Origin of the sequence: Kineosporia sp. A_224 (assembly GCF_002198655.1) — a bacterium.
Taxonomy (GTDB): Bacteria; Actinomycetota; Actinomycetes; order Actinomycetales; family Kineosporiaceae; genus R-H-3.
Genome location: NZ_MWLN01000170.1, coordinates 21,962 through 42,630 on the forward strand (window position 1 = coordinate 21,962; position 20,669 = coordinate 42,630).

General features: G+C 73.4%; 16 protein-coding genes. 11 read left to right on the plus strand and 5 right to left on the minus strand.

From position 1 onward, the window contains the following. Positions 1 to 191: 191 nt before the first annotated feature. From EDJALFJO_RS16235 to EDJALFJO_RS16255, 5 genes are all read left to right on the plus strand, one after another. Positions 192 to 1,154, plus strand: coding sequence for an ABC transporter permease (locus EDJALFJO_RS16235; RefSeq protein ID WP_158220463.1), 963 nt, complete (start codon positions 192 to 194; stop codon positions 1,152 to 1,154). Positions 1,155 to 1,290: 136 nt separating this feature from the next. Beyond that, entirely contained in the window at positions 1,291 to 3,054 is a 1,764-nt protein-coding gene (locus EDJALFJO_RS16240; protein ID WP_088287088.1) for an ABC transporter substrate-binding protein, read from the plus strand. A gap of 173 nt (positions 3,055 to 3,227) precedes the next feature. After that, on the plus strand, positions 3,228 to 4,223 hold the full coding sequence (locus EDJALFJO_RS16245; RefSeq protein ID WP_088287117.1) for an ABC transporter permease: 996 nt from the start codon (positions 3,228 to 3,230) through the stop codon (positions 4,221 to 4,223). Next, positions 4,220 to 5,293 carry an ABC transporter ATP-binding protein gene (locus tag EDJALFJO_RS16250; protein ID WP_088287090.1) on the plus strand — a complete coding sequence of 358 codons (1,074 nt, stop codon included), beginning with the start codon at positions 4,220 to 4,222 and terminating at the stop codon, positions 5,291 to 5,293. Before EDJALFJO_RS16245 ends, EDJALFJO_RS16250 begins: the two co-directional genes overlap by 4 nt. Then, entirely contained in the window at positions 5,290 to 6,354 is a 1,065-nt protein-coding gene (locus EDJALFJO_RS16255; protein WP_088287093.1) for an ABC transporter ATP-binding protein, read from the plus strand. The genes EDJALFJO_RS16250 and EDJALFJO_RS16255 overlap by 4 nt, the downstream gene beginning before the upstream one ends. On the opposite strand, the gene EDJALFJO_RS16260 is transcribed toward EDJALFJO_RS16255, so the two are convergent. Both EDJALFJO_RS16260 and EDJALFJO_RS16265 read right to left on the minus strand, forming a co-directional pair. Continuing rightward, positions 6,335 to 7,801, minus strand: coding sequence for an MFS transporter (locus EDJALFJO_RS16260; protein WP_088287096.1), 1,467 nt, complete (start codon positions 7,799 to 7,801; stop codon positions 6,335 to 6,337). The genes EDJALFJO_RS16255 and EDJALFJO_RS16260 overlap by 20 nt on opposite strands. Then, entirely contained in the window at positions 7,798 to 9,168 is a 1,371-nt protein-coding gene (locus EDJALFJO_RS16265; protein WP_088287119.1) for a M20/M25/M40 family metallo-hydrolase, read from the minus strand. The genes EDJALFJO_RS16260 and EDJALFJO_RS16265 overlap by 4 nt, the downstream gene beginning before the upstream one ends. A gap of 61 nt (positions 9,169 to 9,229) precedes the next feature. Here EDJALFJO_RS16265 and mshB point away from each other — a divergent pair, with 61 nt between their 5' ends. Both mshB and EDJALFJO_RS16275 read left to right on the plus strand, forming a co-directional pair. Next, on the plus strand, positions 9,230 to 10,180 hold the full coding sequence (gene mshB / locus EDJALFJO_RS16270) for an N-acetyl-1-D-myo-inositol-2-amino-2-deoxy-alpha-D-glucopyranoside deacetylase (RefSeq protein ID WP_088287099.1): 951 nt from the start codon (positions 9,230 to 9,232) through the stop codon (positions 10,178 to 10,180). Between the two features lie 220 nt (positions 10,181 to 10,400). Continuing rightward, complete coding sequence (locus EDJALFJO_RS16275) at positions 10,401 to 11,468, plus strand: type IV toxin-antitoxin system AbiEi family antitoxin domain-containing protein (RefSeq protein WP_158220464.1); 1,068 nt, start codon at positions 10,401 to 10,403, stop codon at positions 11,466 to 11,468. 13 nt (positions 11,469 to 11,481) lie between these two features. Here the strand turns inward: EDJALFJO_RS16275 and EDJALFJO_RS16280 are convergent, their stop codons facing one another. Beyond that, positions 11,482 to 12,051, minus strand: a complete 570-nt coding sequence (locus EDJALFJO_RS16280; RefSeq protein WP_198950361.1) for a GNAT family N-acetyltransferase — start codon at positions 12,049 to 12,051, stop codon at positions 11,482 to 11,484. A 100-nt stretch (positions 12,052 to 12,151) separates the two neighbouring features. After that, positions 12,152 to 12,598: an Lrp/AsnC family transcriptional regulator gene (locus tag EDJALFJO_RS16285; protein WP_088287104.1), complete on the minus strand. Its 447-nt coding sequence runs from the start codon at positions 12,596 to 12,598 to the stop codon at positions 12,152 to 12,154. Between the two features lie 105 nt (positions 12,599 to 12,703). On the opposite strand from EDJALFJO_RS16285, the gene ddaH reads away from it, so the two are divergent. The 4 genes from ddaH (at position 12,704) to EDJALFJO_RS16305 (ending at position 18,929) form a co-directional block, all read left to right on the plus strand. Beyond that, positions 12,704 to 13,597: a dimethylargininase gene (ddaH, locus tag EDJALFJO_RS16290; protein ID WP_088287105.1), complete on the plus strand. Its 894-nt coding sequence runs from the start codon at positions 12,704 to 12,706 to the stop codon at positions 13,595 to 13,597. 64 nt (positions 13,598 to 13,661) lie between these two features. Beyond that, positions 13,662 to 14,924: an ornithine--oxo-acid transaminase gene (gene rocD, locus EDJALFJO_RS16295; protein WP_088287107.1), complete on the plus strand. Its 1,263-nt coding sequence runs from the start codon at positions 13,662 to 13,664 to the stop codon at positions 14,922 to 14,924. 160 nt (positions 14,925 to 15,084) lie between these two features. Then, positions 15,085 to 17,106, plus strand: a complete 2,022-nt coding sequence (locus tag EDJALFJO_RS16300; RefSeq protein ID WP_088287109.1) for an AAA family ATPase — start codon at positions 15,085 to 15,087, stop codon at positions 17,104 to 17,106. Between the two features lie 116 nt (positions 17,107 to 17,222). Further along, complete coding sequence (locus EDJALFJO_RS16305) at positions 17,223 to 18,929, plus strand: VanW family protein (protein ID WP_143448613.1); 1,707 nt, start codon at positions 17,223 to 17,225, stop codon at positions 18,927 to 18,929. Here EDJALFJO_RS16305 and EDJALFJO_RS34385 read toward each other — a convergent pair. Then, the gene (locus tag EDJALFJO_RS34385; RefSeq protein ID WP_088287113.1) at positions 18,865 to 20,433 is read right to left on the minus strand and encodes a hypothetical protein; all 1,569 of its coding nucleotides are present in this window, start codon (positions 20,431 to 20,433) and stop codon (positions 18,865 to 18,867) included. The two genes, EDJALFJO_RS16305 and EDJALFJO_RS34385, sit on opposite strands and share 65 nt — an antisense overlap. Positions 20,434 to 20,669: the final 236 nt, after the last annotated feature.

The window sequence follows — 20,669 nt, forward strand, 5'->3', positions numbered from 1 at the left end:
GCCCAACGGAGGCGCTCGGGGAGTGCAAGCGTTCCCGACGGGCTGGTGAAACTCCGTTGCGGTTCGGCTAATGTGCGGCTGCTGGCACGGCCTGCGGGTGGTCTTTGCTGTCAGAACGCCGTTGGACAGGAAGGTTGTCCGTTGGAAGGGTGGATCGGGAGGCCGTGAGTACTTCTCAGGCGGACATGCAGGTGGCAGCGGACCACGCCCTCGAGGTGGCGGACTCCGCCCCCGCCCTCCAGGGGCTCAGCCCGGGCAAGCTGGCGTGGCGCCGGCTGCGCCGGAACAAGACCGCGATGATCAGCCTCGGGGTCGCGCTCTTCATCATCCTGATCTCGGCGTTCGCGCCGGTCGTGTGCGCGCTCCTCGGCGTCAGCCCGGACGGCAACTCCGACCTCATCGCGGACGCCGGCCGGCCGGTCAGCGGCCCGACCCTCGACCACCCCTTCGGGATCGAGCCGGGCACAGGCAAGGACATCCTCGCGCTTCTTCTCTACGGCGCCCGGGTGTCGCTGCTCATCGCGCTCACGTCGGTGGTGCTCACGGTGACGATCGGCGTGCTGATCGGCACGATCGCCGCGGCGTCCCGCGGGTTCGTCGACCGCGCGCTCACCTGGCTCATGGACCTCACGCTGACGTTCCCGTCGCTCCTCCTGCTGCTCGCGCTGAGCAACGTCATGATCGACCGGCTCACGGCGCTCGGCGTGCCCGAGGGCAACTTCTCGCGGATCACCTACCTGATCCTCTTCTTCGCGATCTTCGGCTGGCCCTACATCGCGCGCATCGTCCGCGGCCAGGTCATCAGCCTGCGCGAGCGCGAGTTCGTCGAGGCCGCGACGGCGATGGGTGCCTCGCGCCGGCGGATCATCCTCACCGAGCTGGTCCCGAACCTGTGGGCGCCGGTCATCGTCTACTCGTCGATCTCGCTGCCGGGGTACATCGCCGCCGAGGCGACGCTCTCCTTCCTCGGCGTCGGAACGGACGCGAGCCTGCCCACGTGGGGCAAGCTCCTGTCCGACTCGATCAACTACTGGCAGACGTACCCGTCGTACCTGCTCTTCCCCTCGATCGGGCTCGTCATCACGGTGCTGTCGTTCAACCTCTTCGGCGACGCCGTGCGCGACGCGCTCGACCCGAGGGCCGGCCGGGTCTGACGACAGGCCCGCCGCGCGTGCGACCCCGCACCCCCACAGACCCCCGCACTGGCGGGCAACCGGCCACCGAACGGTGGCCGGCAACAAGACGACGGGCCGACCAGGCGCACCGTCTATCGCTCTCCCGGAGGAACACATGGTGAAGAGGAAGCCCGGCGCGATCGCCGCCGTGGCTGCCGGCGCGCTGCTCACGCTCGCTGCGTGCAGCGGCGGCAGCTCGACCGGCACCGGCGGGGAGACCGCGAGCAGCGGCTCCGGCGACAGCAAGGCCGGCGGCACGCTCAACGTGTTCAGCGGTGGCGACAAGATCGCTCACCTCGACCCGCAGCGGAACTACACCGGCGTCGACCTCGCCTTCGCCGGGACGTTCCTCCACCGGTCGCTGACGACGTACGCGACCGGTGAGGGCGAGGCGGGCACGAAGATCGTCCCCGACCTCGCGACCGACACCGGCACGCCGGACGCCACCGGCAAGGTCTGGAAGTTCACGCTGCGCGACGGCATCACGTTCGAGGACGGCAGTGCGATCACGTGCGACGACGTCAAGTACGGCGTCTCCCGCTCGTTCGCGCAGGACGTCATCACCGACGGCCCGCAGTACGCGGTCTCGATGCTCGACGTCCCGAAGGACAAGGACGGGGCGAGCATCTACACCGGCCCGTACAAGAACACCCCCGAGGGCGTCGCGGCGTACGACAAGGCCGTGACGTGCGAGGGCAAGACGATCACGTTCAACCTCAACAAGCCGGTGCCGGACTACGCGGGCACGACGACGCTGCTCACCTACAGCCCGGTCCCGAAGGCCAAGGACACCGGCGAGAAGTACGACATGGCGCCGGTCTCCAGCGGCCCGTACAAGATCGAGTCGTACGTCGAGAAGAAGGCGCTCACCCTCGTCCGCAACACGGCGTGGAAGAAGGAGAGCGACCCGGTCCGGAACGCGTTCCCGGACAAGGTCGTCATGTCCTTCAGCATCAACCCGCAGGTCATCGACCAGCGGCTCATCAAGTCCACGGGTGACGACGCCTTCGCCGTGACCGCCGAGGGCATCGACCCGGCGGACCTCGCGACCGTGTTCGACAACCCGCAGAACGCGGCGCGCGCGACGGACCAGCTCGACCCGTTCGTCCGCTACTACGCGATCAACACCAAGAAGGTCCCGAACGTCAAGCACCGCCAGGCCCTCATGGCGGCGCTCGACCGTGAGGCCCTCCGCAAGCTCGCCGGCGGAACCTTCGCCGGTGACTTCGCGGACGGCGCCGTCAAGCCGAACATCGGCATCGACTACGCGCCGACCGGCCTCTGGGACGGTCTCCTCGGCGAGGCTGTCCCCCCGACCGGCAACGTCGAGCTCGCCAAGAAGCTCATCGCCGAGGCGGGCGAGGCCCCGCCGGAGATCACCTTCGACTACGGCAAGGCCAAGGACGACCAGACGGCCGACAAGGCCGCCGCGATCGCCAAGGCGTCGTGGGAGAAGGCCGGCTTCAAGGTCAAGCTCAACCCGATCGAGCAGTCGGCGTACTACCCGACGGTCCTCGACCCGGCCAAGCAGGGCTCTGTCTCGGGCGCCGGCTGGGGCCCGGACTGGCTCAACGCGTCGACGGTCATCCCGGAGCTCTTCACGCCGACCGGTGGCTTCCCGATGTCGCAGTGGGACGACAAGACGTTCGTCGCCGCGGTGGACGACGCGAAGACCACGCTCGACCGCAACGAGCAGGCCAAGAAGTGGCAGGAGCTCAACAAGCAGGCCGTGCAGCTCGGCCTGATCATCCCGACCCGCTTCGGCAAGGAGCAGGAGATCTTCGGGAGCAAGGTCAAGACGGCGTCGTTCGGCGGCAAGCCGTACATCAACCCCGCCTTCGGCGGCCCGTCCTGGAACGACCTCTACCTGGTGAAGTGACCCTGCTCCCCAGGGCATGATCCAGGCGGTGCGCTCGCGCGTACCGTGACCGGTGGGGGCGCACCCGCGCCCCCACCGGGCAGTACAGCTCGTCGCTCGTGCCCGGTCCCGTCGCCCTCGTGGGCGGGGCCGGGCACGGCAGCGAACAGCACGTCTCTCGGAGGGTGGAGCAGGTGCTCGGTTTCGTCGTCAAACGCCTCGGTGCGATGGTCGTCATGCTCGTCGGCCTGAGCATCGTCGTCTTCCTGCTCTTCTCCGTGCTCCCGGCCGACCCGGCCCGGCTCACGTGCGGCAAGTCCTGCACGCCGGACGTCGTCGCCGCGAACAAGGTGCGGCTCGGCCTCGACAAGCCCCTCACGGAGCAGTACACGACGTACGTCAAGGGCATCTTCGCGGGGCGCACGTACAACGAGGGCCAGGGCGTCGCGGAGATCCAGTGCCCCGCACCCTGCCTCGGTTACTCGTTCGCCAAGCAGGCGCCGGTGACGGACCTCATCACCGAGGCGGTGCCGGTCACCATGTGGCTGGCGCTCGGCAGCTTCGTGCTGTGGATGGCGATCGGCGTCAGCGGAGGTGTCGTGGCCGCCCTCAACAGAGGTCGATGGCTCGACGTCGCGCTGCAGAGCTTCGCGCTCATCGTGTACTCGCTCCCCACGTTCTTCGTCGGCCTCATCGCGCTCATCGTCGTCATCGTCCAGTTCGGCCTGCTCCCGTACCCGGACTACTACCCACCGACGCAGGACTTCCCGAAGTTCTTCGACACGATGCTGCTGCCCTGGCTGACGATCGCGACGGCGTCCGCGGCGTTCTACGTCCGGCTCACCCGGACCCAGATGGTCGAGACGCTCGGCGAGGACTACATCCGCACCGCGCGCGCCAAGGGCCTCACCGAGCGCGCCGTCACCGTGAAGCACGCGCTGCGCGCGGGCCTCACCCCGATCGTCACTGCCGCCGGTCTCGACCTCGGCCTGCTGCTCGGCGGCGCGATCATCGTGGAGGCGATCTTCAACCTCCCCGGGGTCGGCCGGCTGGCCGTGGGCAGCGTCCTCGACTCCGACCTGCCCGTCATCACCGGCGTCACCCTCGTGGCCGCCGCCTTCATCATCATCTCCAACTTCGTCGTCGACCTGCTCTACATGGTCATCGACCCGAGGGTGAGGCTCTCGTGACCGCCCAGTCCACAGGCCAGGTCGCCGGCGCCGGCACGACGAAGCGGGCCTTCCTCGAGCTGGACGAGCTGAAGGTCTCGTTCCAGACCGAGGACGGCATCGTGCGTGCCGTCGACGGGGTCTCGTTCGCCCTCGAACGCGGCCGCACGATGGCCATCGTCGGCGAGTCCGGCTCCGGCAAGTCGGTGACGAGCCAGGCGATCATGGGGCTGCACAGCCGCCGGGCCGCGAAGATCAGTGGCCACGCGTGGGTCGACGGTGTGGACATCGTCACCGCGCCGGAGGCGGACATCCGCGCGCTGCGCGGGACGCAGATGGCGATGATCTTCCAGGACCCGCTGAGCTCGCTGCACCCCTTCTACACCGTGGGCAAGCAGCTCGTGGAGGCCGTCCAGGCCCACGGCGAGGTGCCCAAGGCCGAGGCCCGCAGGCGTGCCGTGACGATGCTCGACCGGGTCGGCATCCCGAACGCCGCCCGACGCGTCGACGACTACCCGCACTCGTTCTCGGGCGGCATGCGGCAGCGCGCGATGATCGCGATGGCGCTCATCAACAACCCGGCCCTGCTCATCGCCGACGAGCCCACCACGGCCCTCGACGTGACCGTCCAGGCCCAGATCCTCGAGCTGATCCGTGAGCTCCAGGTCGAGTACAACATGGCGATCGTCCTCATCACCCACGACCTCGGCGTCGTCGCCGAGAGCGCGGACGACGTGACCGTCATGTACGGCGGCCGGGTCGTCGAGCGGGGCGGGGTCGACGAGATCTTCAGCCGGCCGAGCATGCCGTACACGTGGGGCCTGATGTCATCGGTGCCCGACATGGAGGCTGATCGGGGCAAGCGGCTCGAGCCGATCCCCGGCCAGCCGCCGTCGCTCATCAACCTGCCGAAGGGCTGCGTGTTCCGGCCGCGATGCGCCTACGCGCAGCACGTGCCGGACGGGCGGTGCGACACCGAGCGCCCGGACCTCACCCCGGTCGACGAGGGCCACGACGCACGGTGCTTCCTCACCCTTGACCAGAAGCGCACCCTGGCCGTCAAGGCCCCCGGGACCGAGGAGGTCGCGTGACCACGCCGAACCTGACCGACGCGGGCCCGCGGGGCGCGAGCACGCCGGTGGGCGACGTCGTCCTGCGCGTCCGCGGCCTGCAGAAGTACTTCCCGATCCAGTCGAGCTTCCTGCGCCGCACCATCGGCCAGGTCAAGGCCGTCGAGAACATCGACCTCGACGTCCACGCCGGCGAGACCGTGGGTCTCGTCGGGGAGAGCGGCTGCGGCAAGTCGACGACGGGGCGCACGATGCTGCGCCTGCTCGACCCGACCGGCGGCTCGATCGAGATCGACGGCCGGGACGTCACGCACCTGAGCATGCGGCAGATGGTGCCGGTGCGGCGCTCGGCGCAGATGATCTTCCAGGACCCGTACTCGTCGCTCAACCCGCGGCACACGATCGGCAAGATCATCTCCTCGCCGTGGGAGGTCCAGGGGGTCAACCCCGAGGGCGGCGTCAAGAAGTCCGTCCAGGAGCTCATGGCGCGCGTCGGGCTGAACCCCGAGCACTACAACCGGTTCCCGGCCGAGTTCTCCGGCGGCCAGCGCCAGCGCATCGGCATCGCCCGGGCTCTCGCGCTGCGGCCCAAGCTCATCGTGTGCGACGAGCCGGTCTCCGCGCTCGACGTGTCGATCCAGGCGCAGGTGCTCAACCTCCTCGAGGACCTGCAGAACGAGTTCAACCTGGCCTACGTCTTCATCGCGCACGACCTGTCGGTCGTACGGCACATCGCGGACCGGATCGCGGTCATGTACCTCGGTCGCGTCATGGAGATCACCGACAGCGACTCGCTCTACCGGTCGCCGCGGCACCCGTACACGAAGGCGCTGCTGTCGGCGATCCCGCTGCCGCACCCGTCGATGCGCGGCCAGCGGGAGCGGATCGTCCTCACGGGCGACCTGCCCTCGCCGTCCAACCCGCCGTCGGGCTGCGTCTTCCGGACCCGGTGCTGGAAGGCCCAGGACCGCTGCGCCACCGAGATCCCGCCGCTGAGCGAGGTCTCGCCGGGCACGTCCGTCGCCTGCCACTTCCCGGAGCCGGCCAAGGAGCCGGTGAGCTTCACCCCGCCGCAGGCCTGACGGGAGCACCGGCGGCCGGTGCGACCGTGGCCGGGTCGGCGAGGCGGAGCAGCGCGACCGCTGCGCCGAGGGCGGCCACGGCGCACACCGACCACACGGTGAGGTAGCCGGCCAGCGGCGCGTGCCCGGTGTCCGGTCCGTCGAGCGAGCCGGTCGAGGCGAGCGCGATCGCGAAGACGGACGACGCGATCGCGCCGCCGACCGTCTTCGTCGCGTTCGTCATCCCGGTCGCGAAACCGGTCCGCTCCGGCGGTGCCGCCGCGGCTGCAGCTGCCGGCAGGGCTGCGACGAGCGCCCCCGACCCGAGGCCCGCGACGGCCATGTTCAGCAGCGCCTGCCCGGTCGTCGCGTGGAACGGCAGCCACAGGGCGTACCCGAGCGCGACAAGCAGGCTCGACCCGACGAGGGCACCGCGCCGGCCGAGCAGCCGGGTGGTGAGCGGCAGGGTGAACGCGCCGACGGCGAGGCTCACGACGTAGAGCCCGATGAGCGTGGAGACGAACGAGGCGTCCGCGCCGAGGCCGTAGCCGGCGACCGCCGGGTCGGTGCGGGCGAACGTCGACAGCGGGATCTGCGCGCCGAGGACGGACATCCCGAAGAGGAAGGCCGTGAGCTGCACCGGCCACTGCGCGGGGTGGGCCATCAGCCGGACGTCGACGAGCGGTGCCGGGTGGGCGGCCTCGTAGCGCACGAAGGGGACGCCGGCTGCCAGTCCGGCCGCGACGAGCGCCCACGCGAGCACCGAACCGGGTCCCTGGAGCCGGACCGTGATGAGGCCGGCCATGACGAGGCCGAGCGCGAGCGTCACGAGCCCCAGCCCGGTGAGGTCGAGGCCGCCGTCCGAGGTGCCGGGGGAGTCCTCGACCCCGACGACCACCAGCACGAGCACCACGGTCACGACGACGGCCGGGAGCATGAGCAGCACGTTCATCGACGTCGCGGCGACGAGGGCGCCGCTCGTCAGCGCCCCGACGATGACGGCGAGCTCGAGCGCCCCGACGAGGACGGCGGCCGCGCGGCGGGTGAGGATCTCCTGGCGGCCCGTGGCCGCCGTCCGGCGGTGCACGATGGCGACCTCCATGGGCAACCAGACGACGTACGCGCCCTGGATCGCGAACCCGACGAGGAAGGTCGTGAAGCCGGGCGCGACCGCGAGCACCCAGGAGCCGAGCGCCGTCATCGCCGTTGCGCCGACGAGCACCCGCTTGGGGCCGTAGAGGTCGCCGAGCCGGGCCAGGAGGGGGACGAGCAGCGCCGACACGATGAGCTGCGCGGCCTCGAACCAGTTGACGTCCGCGTCGCGCATCGAGAGGTGGTCGGCGATGTCGGTCCAGACCGGCGTGTAGTAGCCCTGGAGGACGCCGCTGGCGATCTCGACGCACACCAGGACGCCGACGACGCGGGCCAGGCCCCGGGCGGCGGTGACGGCAGGTGCGGGCAGGCTCATGCGGGCAGCCCTTCGAGGAGGCGGCGGTACCAGCGGACACCGTCGAGCAGGTCGTCGACGCGGACGTGCTCGTCGTAGGAGTGGATCGCCGCTCGCTGCGCCTTCGTCATCCGCAACGGGGCGAACCGGTAGACCCGGTCGCAGATCGCCGTGAAGTGCCGGGAGTCGGTGGCGGCCATCATGACGTAGGGCGCCGGGACGGCGTCGGGGAAGACCTCCCGGGTCGTGGCCTCGAGAAGGGCGAACGCCGGGTCGTCGACCGGCGAGACCGGGGAGGCCTCGCCGCGCTCGAGCACCTCGACGGCGACCGAGTCGTCCGCGACGGCGCGCCGGACGGCGGCGACGACGTCCTCGACGGTGTCGCCGACCATGAGCCGCGCGTTGACGCCGGCGGTCGCGGTCGAGGCGATGACGTTGAGCGCGGGGGAGCCGGACAGCGTCGTCACCGCGAGGGTCGTGCGGGTCATCGCGGCGGTCTCCGGGCCGGCGGCGACGAGCGCGCGGGTGAGCAGCGGCCCGAGCCGGCGGGCGTTCGCCGCGACCGCGCGCAGCGGCCCCGGCAGGTGAGGGGCGACCCGGCGGAAGAGCTCGAGGGTCGGTTCGGGGGTCCGGGCCGGCATCGTCGTCCGGTCCAGCCGGGCGATCGCGCGGGCGAGCCGGGCGGTCGGGCCGTTGCGGGCCGGGGTCGACGCGTGCCCGCCGCGGCCCTCGGCGCGCAGGAGCAGCGACGTGACGCCCTTCTCGGTGACCCCGACGACCGCGACCGGGACGGCGACCCCGGGCAGCGCCTCGGAGGCGACGGCGCCGCCCTCGTCGACGACGAACCAGGGCCGCACACCGCGGCGGCGCAGCTCCTCGACGGCCGCCACCGCCGACGCACCGAGCACCTCCTCGTCGCTCCCGAACGACAGCCAGACGTCCTGGGCCGGGGTGAACCCGTTCTCCAGCAACGACTCCACGGCCTCGCAGACGACGACGAGCGGCCCCTTGTCGTCGAGCGTCCCCCGGCCCCAGACCGCGCCGTCCACGAGGTCGGCACCGAACGGCGGGTGCTGCCACGGTGCCTGCTCGTCGACGGGGACCACGTCGAGGTGGGCCATGAGGACGACCGGCCGGGCGTCGTCCGCACCGGGCCAGCGGAAGAGCAGCCCGTGCCCGCCGACCCGCGTCGCCTCCAGCTGGGCGTGCAGGAGCGGGAAGCGCCGGGCCAGCTCGGTGTGGAAGGCGTCGAAGACGGCGGTGTCGACGCGGCCCGGGTCGCGGTGGCTCACCGTGGGCAGCCGGACGAGCGCCCGCAGGGCCGCGACGACGCGCGGCAGGTCGGGTCGGTCGGGCTGGTCGGACGGATCGGTGGCCCCGGTCGGCATGGCGGAACGGTACTGCGCGGCGGGCGCGCCCGGCCGGTCGCCGGGAGGCAGAATCGCAGCCATGACTGCCCCGACCGAGCCCGCCCCCACCGCACGCCTGCTCTTCGTCCACGCCCACCCGGACGACGAGACGATCAACAACGGCGCCACCATGGCCCGGTACTCGGCGGCCGGCGCGCACGTGACCCTCGTGACGTGCACCCGGGGCGAGGAGGGCGAGATCATCCCGGCCGACCTGGCGCACCTCGCGAGCGACCGCGACGACACCCTCGGCGACCACCGCGTCGGCGAGCTGGCCGACGCGATGAGCCACCTCGGCGTCCACGACCACCGCTTCCTCGACCGGTGCGGCGCGGACGGCGGCAGCCCGCAGCGCTACCGCGACTCCGGGATGGCCTGGGGCCCGGACGGGGTCGCCGTCCCCGCGCCCGACACCCGGCCCGGAGCGTTCGCGCTCGCCGACGTCGACGAGGCCGCGGCCCGGCTCGCCGACGTCGTCCGCGAGGTCCGCCCGCAGGTGCTCGCGACGTACGACCCGGGCGGCGGCTACGGCCACCCCGACCACGTGCAGGCGCACCGGGTCGCGATGCGTGCGGTCGAGCTCGCCGCGGCACCGGCGCCCGGGCCGGACGGCGAGGTGCCGGGCTGGGACGTCCCGAAGGTCTACTGGGTGTGCATCCCCGAGGGCCTCATGCGCGAGACGCTCCGCAGGCTCGACGCCACGGGGGACAACCCCTTCGAGGGGATGAGCCCGGACGGCCCGCTCCCGAGCATGGTCGTCGCCGACGAGCTCGTGACGTCCGCCGTCGACGGCTCGGCGTACGTCGACGCGAAGTCGGCGGCCCTGCGCGCCCACGCCACCCAGATCAACGTCGAGGGCCCGTTCTTCGCCCTGAGCAACGGCGTCGGCCAGCCGCTCGCGGGGTTCGAGTTCTACCGCCTCGTCAAGGGCGAGAAGGCCGCCCCGTTCGACGAGAACGGCCGCGAGACCGACCTTCTCGCCGGCGCGTGACCCCACCCGCACGACCGCTCATGCTCGCGGCAGGTACCGCAAACGGGCGTCGCACGGCGCCGGAGCTACCCGACTGGCCCCCACCCCGGAGCAGCAACGTGGAAACTCTGCAACACCCAGCTGTGGCGGAGTTTCCACGTTGACGGCCGTGTCGCGGGGTTGTCCACAGAGGCGGGTGCGCGGGTCGATTCCGTGGGGCGGGGCCGTGATGATCGAGGGCGTGACAGCGGAGCCCGGTGACGTGGTGGTGCGGCGTCCGCGGGGGCGGTCCCCGCGGTGGTGGGCGCACTCGAGGAGCCAGTGCGGTGTCGTCTCCCGGGCGCAGGCGCGCGAGTGCGGGCTCTCCACGCGGCAGGTCGACTGGCTCGTCGCCTCGGGGCGGTGGGTGCGCCTGCTGCCGGCGGTGTTCGTCGTCCATACCGGGCCGTTGCCCGCCGAGGCGCGGGTCTGGGCGGCACTGCTGTACGCCGGCCCTGGAGCGGTCGCCGGCGGTCGGACGGCGCTGTGGCTGGGGGGCGTTGTCGACGACGCACCGCCTGCGACGACCGTCTGTGTCCCGGCGGAGCGGCGGGTCCGCAGGCAGCCCGGAGTCGTCGTCGTGCGGGCGACGAACCTCGACCGGGCCCGGCACCCGGCAGCGAGCCCGCCCCGGCTGCGGGTCGAGGAGGCGGTGCTCGACGTCGCGGCCGGCGCGACCCGACCGTGGGACGCCGTCGGCGTCGTGCTGCGCGCCGTCCAACGCCGGACGACGACGGCCGACCGGCTGCGGCGGTGCCTGCAGGCGAGGCGACGCCACCGGTGGCGCCGGCTGCTCGAGCTCGTGCTCGAGGACGTCGTCACCGGGGTCCGGTCGGCCCTCGAGCGCGAGTACCTGCGCCGGGTCGAGCGCGCGCACCGGCTGCCCGCGGGGGACTACAACCCGGTCGAGAGGATCGTCGAGCGGCGCCGGGAGCGCACGCGCTACCGCGACGTCAGATACGGCGTCTGGGCGCTCGTCGTCGAGCTCGACGGCGCCGAGGCGCACCCGCCCGAGGAGCAGTCCCGCGACGACGGCCGGGACAACGCGGTGACACGGTCGGGCCGGTCGTCGCTGCGCTACGGCTGGCGCCCGGTCGCGGACGACCCATGCACGGTCGCGGCGGAGGTCGCAGAGTCGTTGCGGGCCCGCGGCTGGGGCGGTCGCCCGAGCCCGTGCAACCCCGCGTGCACGGTTCTCGCCCCGACGGACCAGGTCGCCGTCAGTGTGGAAACTTCGCCACACCCCGCTGTGGTGGAGTTTCCACGTTGACGCCGCGCTCCCTTCAGACGGAGATCTCGGCGACGAAGCGGTGGCAGGCGTGCACCCTGGCGAACGTCGTCCGCAGGGCTACCTCGACCTCGGGATCCTGGGTGTCCGCGTGGAAGAAGCCGGATCGGGGCAGCAGCCCTGCGGTCGAACCGGCCGCGGCACGCATCTCCTCGGGGGTCGACGCGTAGACGTGCAGGTACCGGTAGGTCACGGTGAAGCCCTGGTCGCGGTACCAGGCGAGCGTTCCCGGGTCGTCGCGTGTCCACGCGTCGACGACGCCGACCCCCTGGCGGGCCAGCCGCTCCTTCAGCTCCGCCAGCAGGGCAGACGCGATCCCGGCGCGGCGATGGTCCGGGTGCACGACCACGGTGTCGATGGTCGCGCCGTGGTCCGCGATCGAGGCCTGGCAGATCCCTACGACCTGGCCGGCGCGCACCGCGACCAGCGAGAGGCCGGGCGTGGACCTCGGGTACGACGTCCAGACGTCGTCGAAGTACGCGGTGCCGAGGAACCCGAGGACCCGGCACCGCAGCCAGCCCTGCTCGTCGGCGTCCGCATAGTCGCGGACGAGCACGTTCACCACCCACCCATCCAACCCCCGTCCACCGCTCATGCTCGCGGCAGGTACCGAAACCACGTCGGACGGCGCAGAAGCGGTACCCGGCGTGAGCATGAGCGGGGGGTCAGTCGGTCGTCGAGCGGCTCGGGCCGCGGGAGAGCACGATGACGGACTTCGTGCGGACGACGACCGGCTCGGCCTCGATGCGCTCGAGGATGCGCTCGAAGTCGTGGACGTCGGCGGCGCGCAGGTGGAGCAGGGCGTTCGCCTCGCCGGAGACCGTGCACGACGAGACCACCTGCGGGTGCTTCGCGGCGACGGCGAAGACGGCGGCCGGGGTCGTGCGCGGGGCGCAGAAGAGCTCGACGTAGGCCTCGGTCGTCCAGCCGAGGGCCGCGGGGTCGACGACCGCGGTGAAGCCGGTGATGACGCCGGTGGTCCGGAGCCGGTCGACACGGCGCTTGGCGGCGGGGGCGGACAGACCGACGGCGGCGCCGAGGTCGGCGAACGTGGACCTCGCGTCGTCCTGGAGAAGGGCGACGAGCTGCTCGTCGATGCGGTCCAGGGCCATGACGCAATGATCCCTCACCGAGGGACGTATGCACGCAACGGATCGCCGCCGAGCGGCAACGGGCGGGTGTTGTCCGTGCGTCGGGCCGCTGCCTACCGTCGAGACATGACCGCGACGCCCTCGGCGCCGCGCCTCGGGAGTGCCCCCGGGCCGGCCGGAACGACCCCCGACGACCTCCTCCTCGACGACCTGTCCCGGCCGCGCGCGGCCCGGCCCCGGCGCTACCTCATGTGCCCGCCGGAGCACTTCGCGCTCGACTACGCGATCAACCCCTGGATGACCGCGGGGGACGCCGTCGACGTCGCCCGGGCGACCGCGCAGTGGCAGGCGCTGCGCGACACCTACACGGCCCTCGGGCACGAGGTGCACGTCATCGACGCCGTCCCCGGACTGCCCGACATGGTCTTCGCCGCGAACGGCGGGCTCGTCGTCGACGGCCTCGTCATGCCCGCGCGGTTCCGGCACGCGGAGCGGGTCGGCGAGGGGCCGGTCTACCGGGAGTGGTTCCGCCGCAACGGGTTCACCCCGCTCGACAGCCCGCACGTCAGCGAGGGCGAGGGCGACTTCCTCGTCGTGGGCCGGTACGTGCTCGCGGGCACCGGGTTCCGCACCCACCACGAGGCGCACGACGACGCCCAGGAGCTGCTCGGCCGGCCCGTCGTCACGCTGCGCCTCGTCGACCCGCGGTTCTACCACCTCGACACCGCGCTCGCCGTGCTCGACGACGAGACCGTCGCCTACTACCCGCCCGCGTTCAGCCCCGGCTCGCTCGCCGCGCTGCGGCTGCTCTTCCCGGACGCCGTCGTCGCGGCCGAGGCGGACGCCATGGTCCTCGGCCTCAACGCCGTGAGCGACGGCCGCCACGTCGTCCTGCCCGGCACCGCGACGGGCCTGGCCGCCCAGGTCGCCGCGCGCGGCTTCGTGCCGGTGCCCGTCGACCTCTCCGAGCTGCGCAAGGCCGGCGGCGGCCCGAAGTGCTGCACGCTCGAGCTGCGCTGACCACCGGCCCGCTGACCACCGGTCCGCTGACCCCAGTCCCACCACCCACCCGACGGAGGACCCGATGACCGCAACCACCCCGGCCGTGCCCCGGACCGCAGCGCACGCGTCGTCGTCCGCCGTCGCGCCGAACTACCACCCGCTGCCCGTCGTCATCGCCGAGGGCGTCGGCACCTGGCTCACCGACACCGGCGGCCGGCGCTACCTCGACTGCCTCGCGGGCTACTCCGCGCTGAACTTCGGGCACGCGCACCCGGTGCTCCTCGACGCGGCCCGGCGCCAGCTCGACCGGGTCACCCTGACGAGCCGGGCGTTCCTCCACGACCAGCTCGAGGAGTTCTGCGCCGAGCTCGCGCACCTCGCGACGCGGGCGAACCCCGCCATGGACACGGTGCTGCCGATGAACACCGGCGCCGAGGCCGTCGAGACGGCGATCAAGCTGAGCCGCAAGTGGGGCTACGACGTCAAGGGCGTGCCGGACGGCGAGGCGACGATCGTCGTGGCGGCCGGCAACTTCCACGGCCGGACGACGACGATCGTGTCGTTCTCGACCGACGAGTCCGCCCGGGCCGGCTTCGGGCCGTTCACACCGGGATTCCGGGTCGTGCCCTACGGGGACGCCGCCGCCCTCGAGGCCGCCGTCGACGACACGACCGTCGCGGTCCTGCTCGAACCCGTGCAGGGCGAGGCCGGTGTCGTCATCCCGCCGGCCGGGTACCTGCCCGCCGTGCGCGCGGTCTGCGACGCCCGCGGCGTGCTCCTCGTCGCCGACGAGATCCAGTCCGGGCTCGGCCGTACCGGCACGACGTTCGCCACGGAGGCCGGCGGCGTCGAGCCGGCCGGCGTGCGGCCCGACGTCCTCGTGCTCGGCAAGGCGCTCGGCGGCGGCATCGTGCCGGTGTCGGCGGTCGTCTCACGCCACGACGTGCTCGGTGTCATGACCGCGGGCAGCCACGGGAGCACCTTCGGCGGCAACCCGCTCGCGTGCGCCGTCGGCCGCGCCGTCGTCGGGCTGCTGGAGACGGGGGAGTACCAGGAGCGCGCGCGGCTGCTCGGGGCCCGGTTGCGGGCCGGGCTCGAGGCCCTGCGCGGCCGCGGTGTGACCGACGTCCGGACGATCGGGCTCTGGGCCGGCGTGGACGTCGACCCGGCGCTCGGCACCGGCCGCGCCCTCTGCGAGGAGATGTCCGCGCGCGGCGTCCTCGCCAAGGACACCCACGGGTCGACGATCCGGCTCGCGCCCCCGCTCGTCATCGACGAGGCGGACCTCGACCTCGCCCTCGGGGTCCTCGGGGACAGCCTCGACGCGCTGGCCGCCCGGCGCTGAGGTCACCCTCCGGTCGCCTCCTCCGTTCGGGCTGCGCCGACCGGGTGACGCCGGCGTGGCAGACGGTGGACATCGTCGCCCTGCGCTCACCCGGCGGCCCGCCCGCACCTCACCGTGAGTGCACGGGCCCGCGTCGGCGGGGCCGCGGAGGAGGCGCATCGTGGCACGCAGGCACGCGGTCAGGCACGCGACCCGGGGCAGCCGGACCCCGGCGCTCGACGTCACGGCGGCGCGTGAGCGGCGGCGCCGCGCACGGGTCCGGCGGCTCGTCGCCGTCCTCCTCGTCGTCGCGGCGCCGTTCGTCGCGTGGGCGGCCGGCCACCCGGTGCCGCTGCCGGCGCTGCCCGCCTTCGACCCGATGATCGTCACCGCGGTCGTCTTCTTCGCGGCGCTCCTGGCGATCCTCGTCGGGTCGTCGTTCGCCGCCGGGCGCTCGCCGCACGTGCTCTACCGGCCCGAGCAGATCGACGTCCGGATGGACGACGTCAAGGGCGTCGGGCCGGTCAAGGACGAGGTCCGCCGCTCGATCGACCTCTTCCTCAACGCCCGCACCTTCCGCCGCGAGATGGGCGGCCGGGCCCGGCGCGGCCTGCTCTTCGAGGGCGGCCCCGGGACCGGCAAGACGCACCTCGCGAAGGCGATGGCCGCCGAGGCCGGGGTGCCGTTCCTCTTCGTCTCCGCGACGAGCTTCCAGTCGATGTACTACGGCGCGACCGCCCGCAAGATCCGCTCCTACTTCAACGAGCTGCGCAAGGCCGCCCGCGCCGAGGGCGGGGCGATCGGCTTCATCGAGGAGATCGACGCCATCGCCACGACCCGCGGCGGGATGGCGATGAGCGCCCACGGCGCGACGGTCGCCCCGGCCGGCTCGCTCGCCGCGGGCAGCTGCTGCGGCGGCCTCGTCGGGCTGCCGTCGGTCGGCGGCCTCGCCGGGACGACGACGCTCGGCACGGCGGGCACCGGCGTGAACCCGTTGACGGTCAACGCGAACGGCGCGGTGAGCGAGGGCGTCGGCGGGGTCGTCAACGAGCTGCTCGTGCAGATGCAGTCGTTCGACACCCCGACCACGTGGCAGAAGATGCAGGGTGCGGTCGTCGACGCGGTCAATGCTTTCCTGCCGCCCGCCCGGCAGATCCCGCGGCCGCGGATCGAGCCGGTCGACATCCTGCTCATCGCCGCGACGAACCGCGCCGACAACCTCGACCCCGCCCTGCTGCGCCCCGGCCGGTTCGACCGCCGGCTCGTCTTCGAGGCCCCGGACAAGGCCGCGCGCCGCGAGCTCGTCGACCACTTCCTCTCCCGCAAGGCGCACGAGCCGCTGCTCGGCACCGAGGAGCGGCGCGACGCCCTCGCCGGCATCACGCAGGGCTACACGCCCGCGATGCTCGAGAACCTCCTCGACGAGGCGCTCGTCAACGCCGTCCGCCGCGGGGCCCGGGCGATGTCGTGGGAGGACGTCGAGCACGCCCGGCTCATCACCGAGGTCGGCCTCGGCCAGCCCGTCGGCTACACCGAGCACGAGCAGCGGCTCATCGCGACGCACGAGGCGGGGCACGCGACCGTCGCCTGGCTCGTCGCGCCGCACCGCCGGCTGGAGATCCTCACGATCGTCAAGCGCGGCGGCGCCCTCGGCCTGCTCGCGCACGGTGACCGCGAGGACGTCTACACCCGGTCCCGCACCGAGCTGCGCGACCTCATCCGGATCGCCTTCGGCGGCCAGGCCGCCGAGGAGATCTTCTTCGGGGACGTCTCGACCGGCCCCGGCAGCGACCTCACCTACGCGACGAACGTCGCCGCCCAGATGGTCGGCCAGGCCGGCATGGGGGACACCCTCGTGTCCTTCGCCGCCGTCCAGGGCTCGGCCTTCTCCGACGCCGGGCTCGTGGGCCGGGTGCTCGGCGACACCGACGGCCGCCGGATGGTCGAGCGGCTCCTGCGCGAGCAGAAGGAGTTCGTCCGCACGCTGCTCGAGGACAACCGCCACCTCGTCGAGGCCCTGCGGGACGCCCTGCTCGCCCGGCACGAGCTCATCGGGCACGAGATCACCGACGTCCTGCTCGACGCCCGGCACCGGTACGCGCAGCTGCCCGCCGTCGCGGCGGTCCCGGACGGCGGTCCGGACGGCGGCCCGGGCGTCGTGGACCTGCGCCCGCTGAGCCCGGGGCGGTCGTCCGGCGTGTGACCCGCCGATTGCCCCGTCCCGGCCCGTAGCCGAAGTACGTTTCCTACGATGGCGTGGTCCGCAGTGTCGTACCACCGGGTCGGGGCGGTCCGGGTCGTTCGCAGGAGGGGGCAGCCGTGGCGCCCGGTCGGATCGCAGTGGGGCTCGGGGCCCTCGCCGGGGTGGCCCTCGCGGGCTACCTGGGCACCGCCGTCGCGTTCGCGGGCGAGGTGCCGCGCGGCGGGCACGTCGCCGGGGTCGACGTCGGCGGCCTCGACCGGGACGCCGCCGTCGCCAAGGTGCGGGCCGCCGCGCAGCAGGGCGCGCCGCTGACGCTGCGCGCCGGGGACCGGACGGCGACCCTCGACCGGGTCACGGCCGGGCTCGTCGTCGACGCCGACCGCGCCGTCGACGACCTCGTCGGGCCCGCGCTGCACCCGGTGACGGTCTGGGACCACCTCACCGGGGTCGGGGCCACCGGCGACTCCGGCGTCGACACCGCGAAGCTGCGGGCGGCCGTGACCGGTGCGAAGGCCGCGCTCGACGTCCCCGCGAAGGACGGCGGGCTGACGTTCGCCTCCGGCGGCGCGCAGCCGGTCGCCCCCGTCGTCGGGCGGGCGGTCGACGTCGACGGCGCCGTGCGCGTCGTCCACGACCGCTGGCTCACCGCGACCGGGCCGATCGACGTCCCCGCGGCCGAGCAGCAGCCGCAGGTGCACGCCGACGAGGTCGAGCGGGCCGTCAGCGAGATCGGCCGGCCGGCGACCTCCGGCCCGCTGCCCGTCAAGGTCGGCGGCACGACCGTCTCCCTGCCCGTCAAGGCCGTCGTCCCGGCCCTGGGCACGACCCTCGGCGAGGACGGCCGGCTCGCCCTCACCGTCGACGGCGCGAAGCTCTCCGCGGCCCTCTTCGCGGCCGAGCCGACCATCGGCAAGAAGCCGAAGGACGCGAAGATCGTGCTGTCCGGCGGGAAGCCGAAGATCGTGCCCGCCGTCGACGGGGTGACCGTGGACGCCACCAAGCTCGGCGCCGCCGCGGCGACCGCGCTCGTCGCGACCGACCCGGCGACCCGGACCGTCGTCGCCCCGGTGACGAAGAAGGAGCCGGACCTCACGACCGAGGAGGCGAAGGCGCTCGGGGTCAAGGAGCGCACGTCCACGTGGACGACGGTCCTCACCTCGAACGCCGGCCGCACCGAGAACCTCCGGATCGCCGCGCGCACGGTGAACGGCACCCTCGTGCTGCCCGGGGAGACCTTCAGCCTCAACGCCGTGCTCGGCAAGCGGACGCCGGAGAAGGGCTACAACCCCGCGCCGGCGATCAGCGGCGGCCGGCTCGTCCAGGACTACGGCGGCGGCGTCTCGCAGATGGCGACGACGATCTTCAACAACGTCTTCTTCACCGGGCTCGAGGACATCTACCACAAGCCGCACTCGTTCTACATCTCGCGCTACCCCGAGGGACGCGAGGCCACCGTGAACTGGCCGACCGTGGACCTCAAGTGGCGCAACGACTCCAAGTACGCCGTCCTCACCCAGGCGTGGGTCGACACCAAGGTCCACGTGTCGTTCTGGAGCACGAAGACCTGGGACATCGAGGCGACGAAGAGCGCCCGGTCGAACTTCCGGGCACCGAAGACGATCTACGACCCCAGGCCCGGTTGCGTGCCTCAGGACGCGAACGGGGGCTTCGACGTCTCGGTCGGGCGGATCTTCAAGAAGGACGGCAAGGTCGTCAAGCGCGAGACGTTCCGCACGACGTACATCGCCGAGGACAAGGTCATCTGCGGGCCGAAGCCGGGTGCGGCGCCGAAGCCCTCGGCGTCGACCCCGCCGCCGAGGTAGCGGCCCGGCGCCGGGTCAGCGCCGCGAGCACCCGGCGCGCGGTCCAGCCCGTGGCGACGAGCGTCACGAGCGTCGCGAGGCTCCCCGACGCCGCACCGGCGGCGAACGCGGCGCCCATCGTCCGGGTCGGGGAGAAGCCCGCCGCGGCGCCCGGGGTGTTGACCAGCCGCAGGTTCGTCACGTGGACGGTGACGGGCCGGGCCGGCCCGTCACCCGCGCGCCGGCCGAGCGGCGGCCGGCGCGACGTGAGCCGCGCCGTGAGCAGGTGATCGCCCGGGCGGCCGTCGGCGAGCATGACGTAGCGGCCTGACATCGGCACCGGGTAGCGCGTCAGCGACCGGAACGCGGCGACCCCGTCGACGGCGAGGTCGAGCTGCTCGGCGCCGTCCCCGCCGTGCACCGACAGGTCGAACTCGAGGAGCTGGTCGCCGGGGGCCGTCGTGAACGACAGCGCGGCGTCCGGCGCTACCTGGGTCACCGCCAGCCGGGCGCCCTCGAGCGGGCGGTGCCGCACCTGGCTGCGGCGGGCGAGCCGGCCCGCCGTCGCGGCGAGGGGCAGCTCGGGACGGCGGCGGACGTCGAGGGGACGCAGCGCCAGCGGCGCGGTGTACCAGGGATGCAGGTCCGCGACGGCCGGCCCGGGCCCGCCGGGGGCCGCCTCCGTGACGAGCGGCGACCAGCCGTACCCGACGCCGCGGTGCAGCTCGCGCACGGAGCGCGCGTACCAGTCGACGGCATACAGGTGGGCCGCGGTCACGGCCCGGACGGGGTCGAGGGTCGCCGTGAGCGGCGCGGTGAGGGAGACGTCGACGACGGCCGCGAGCCCCGGACGGCGGTGGTAGGGCCCGCCGAACATCGACGTGTAGGAGTCGACGAAGACCCGCCCCCGCTCCCGGCCCGGGTGCAGCCGGGGGAGCACCGCGTCGATGAGGTCCGCGGCGCCGCCGATCCGGGTCAGCTGGTTCTCCGGCGCGTCGAGGAACGTCAGGTGGTCCGGCGGGCGGCGCAGCGACGCCGCCGCGTGCGTGACGACCGCGCTGCCGTGGCTGTGCCCGATCAGGTGCAGCCGCTCGCGCCGGCCGGGCCGGCGGGCCAGCGCCTGCTGCAGGGCCACGGCGAGCCGGCGGCCGTTGATCTGCGTGGCCTGCCGGGAGCGGTGCGCGAGGAGGACGTCGGCGTCCGTCGCGGACTCGTCGATCCACGAGTACCAGAGCACCGCGTGGTCCGGGCCGAGCCCGTGCAGCGCCTCGACGAGCGGGGTGTAGTCGGCGACCAGGGGGCGCCCGTCGGGGTCGACGAGGCGCGGGTCCCAGGCGTGCAGCGCACGGACGCCGTCCGTCGCGGCGAGCAGCCGCTCCCGGGTGCGGAAGCCGGGCATCCAGCCGTGGACGAAGACGTGGACGAACGCGGCGTCGACCTCGCCCTCGACGACGGGCGCGAACGTCGTCCCGTCGAAGCGGCCGAGCCGCCCGACGACCGGTGGCGCGTCGGCTGCAGGCTGCACCCGCCCAGGATGGCGCATCGCGACCGGAACCCGGCCCCGCGGTCCGGCGTCGCACTGGCGCCGTGATCGACACGGCCGCCATGATGGGCGGCCGGCGGGCGCATCGGGAGGGCATCGTGACCGTCCACGCACCTCGGGGGACCAGCCCGGCCCGGCGCTCGACCCGGACAGCGCTGCGGGCGGTGCTGCGGACGGCGCGCGCGGCCGGGGCCGTGGCGCTCGCGCCGTCCGCAGCA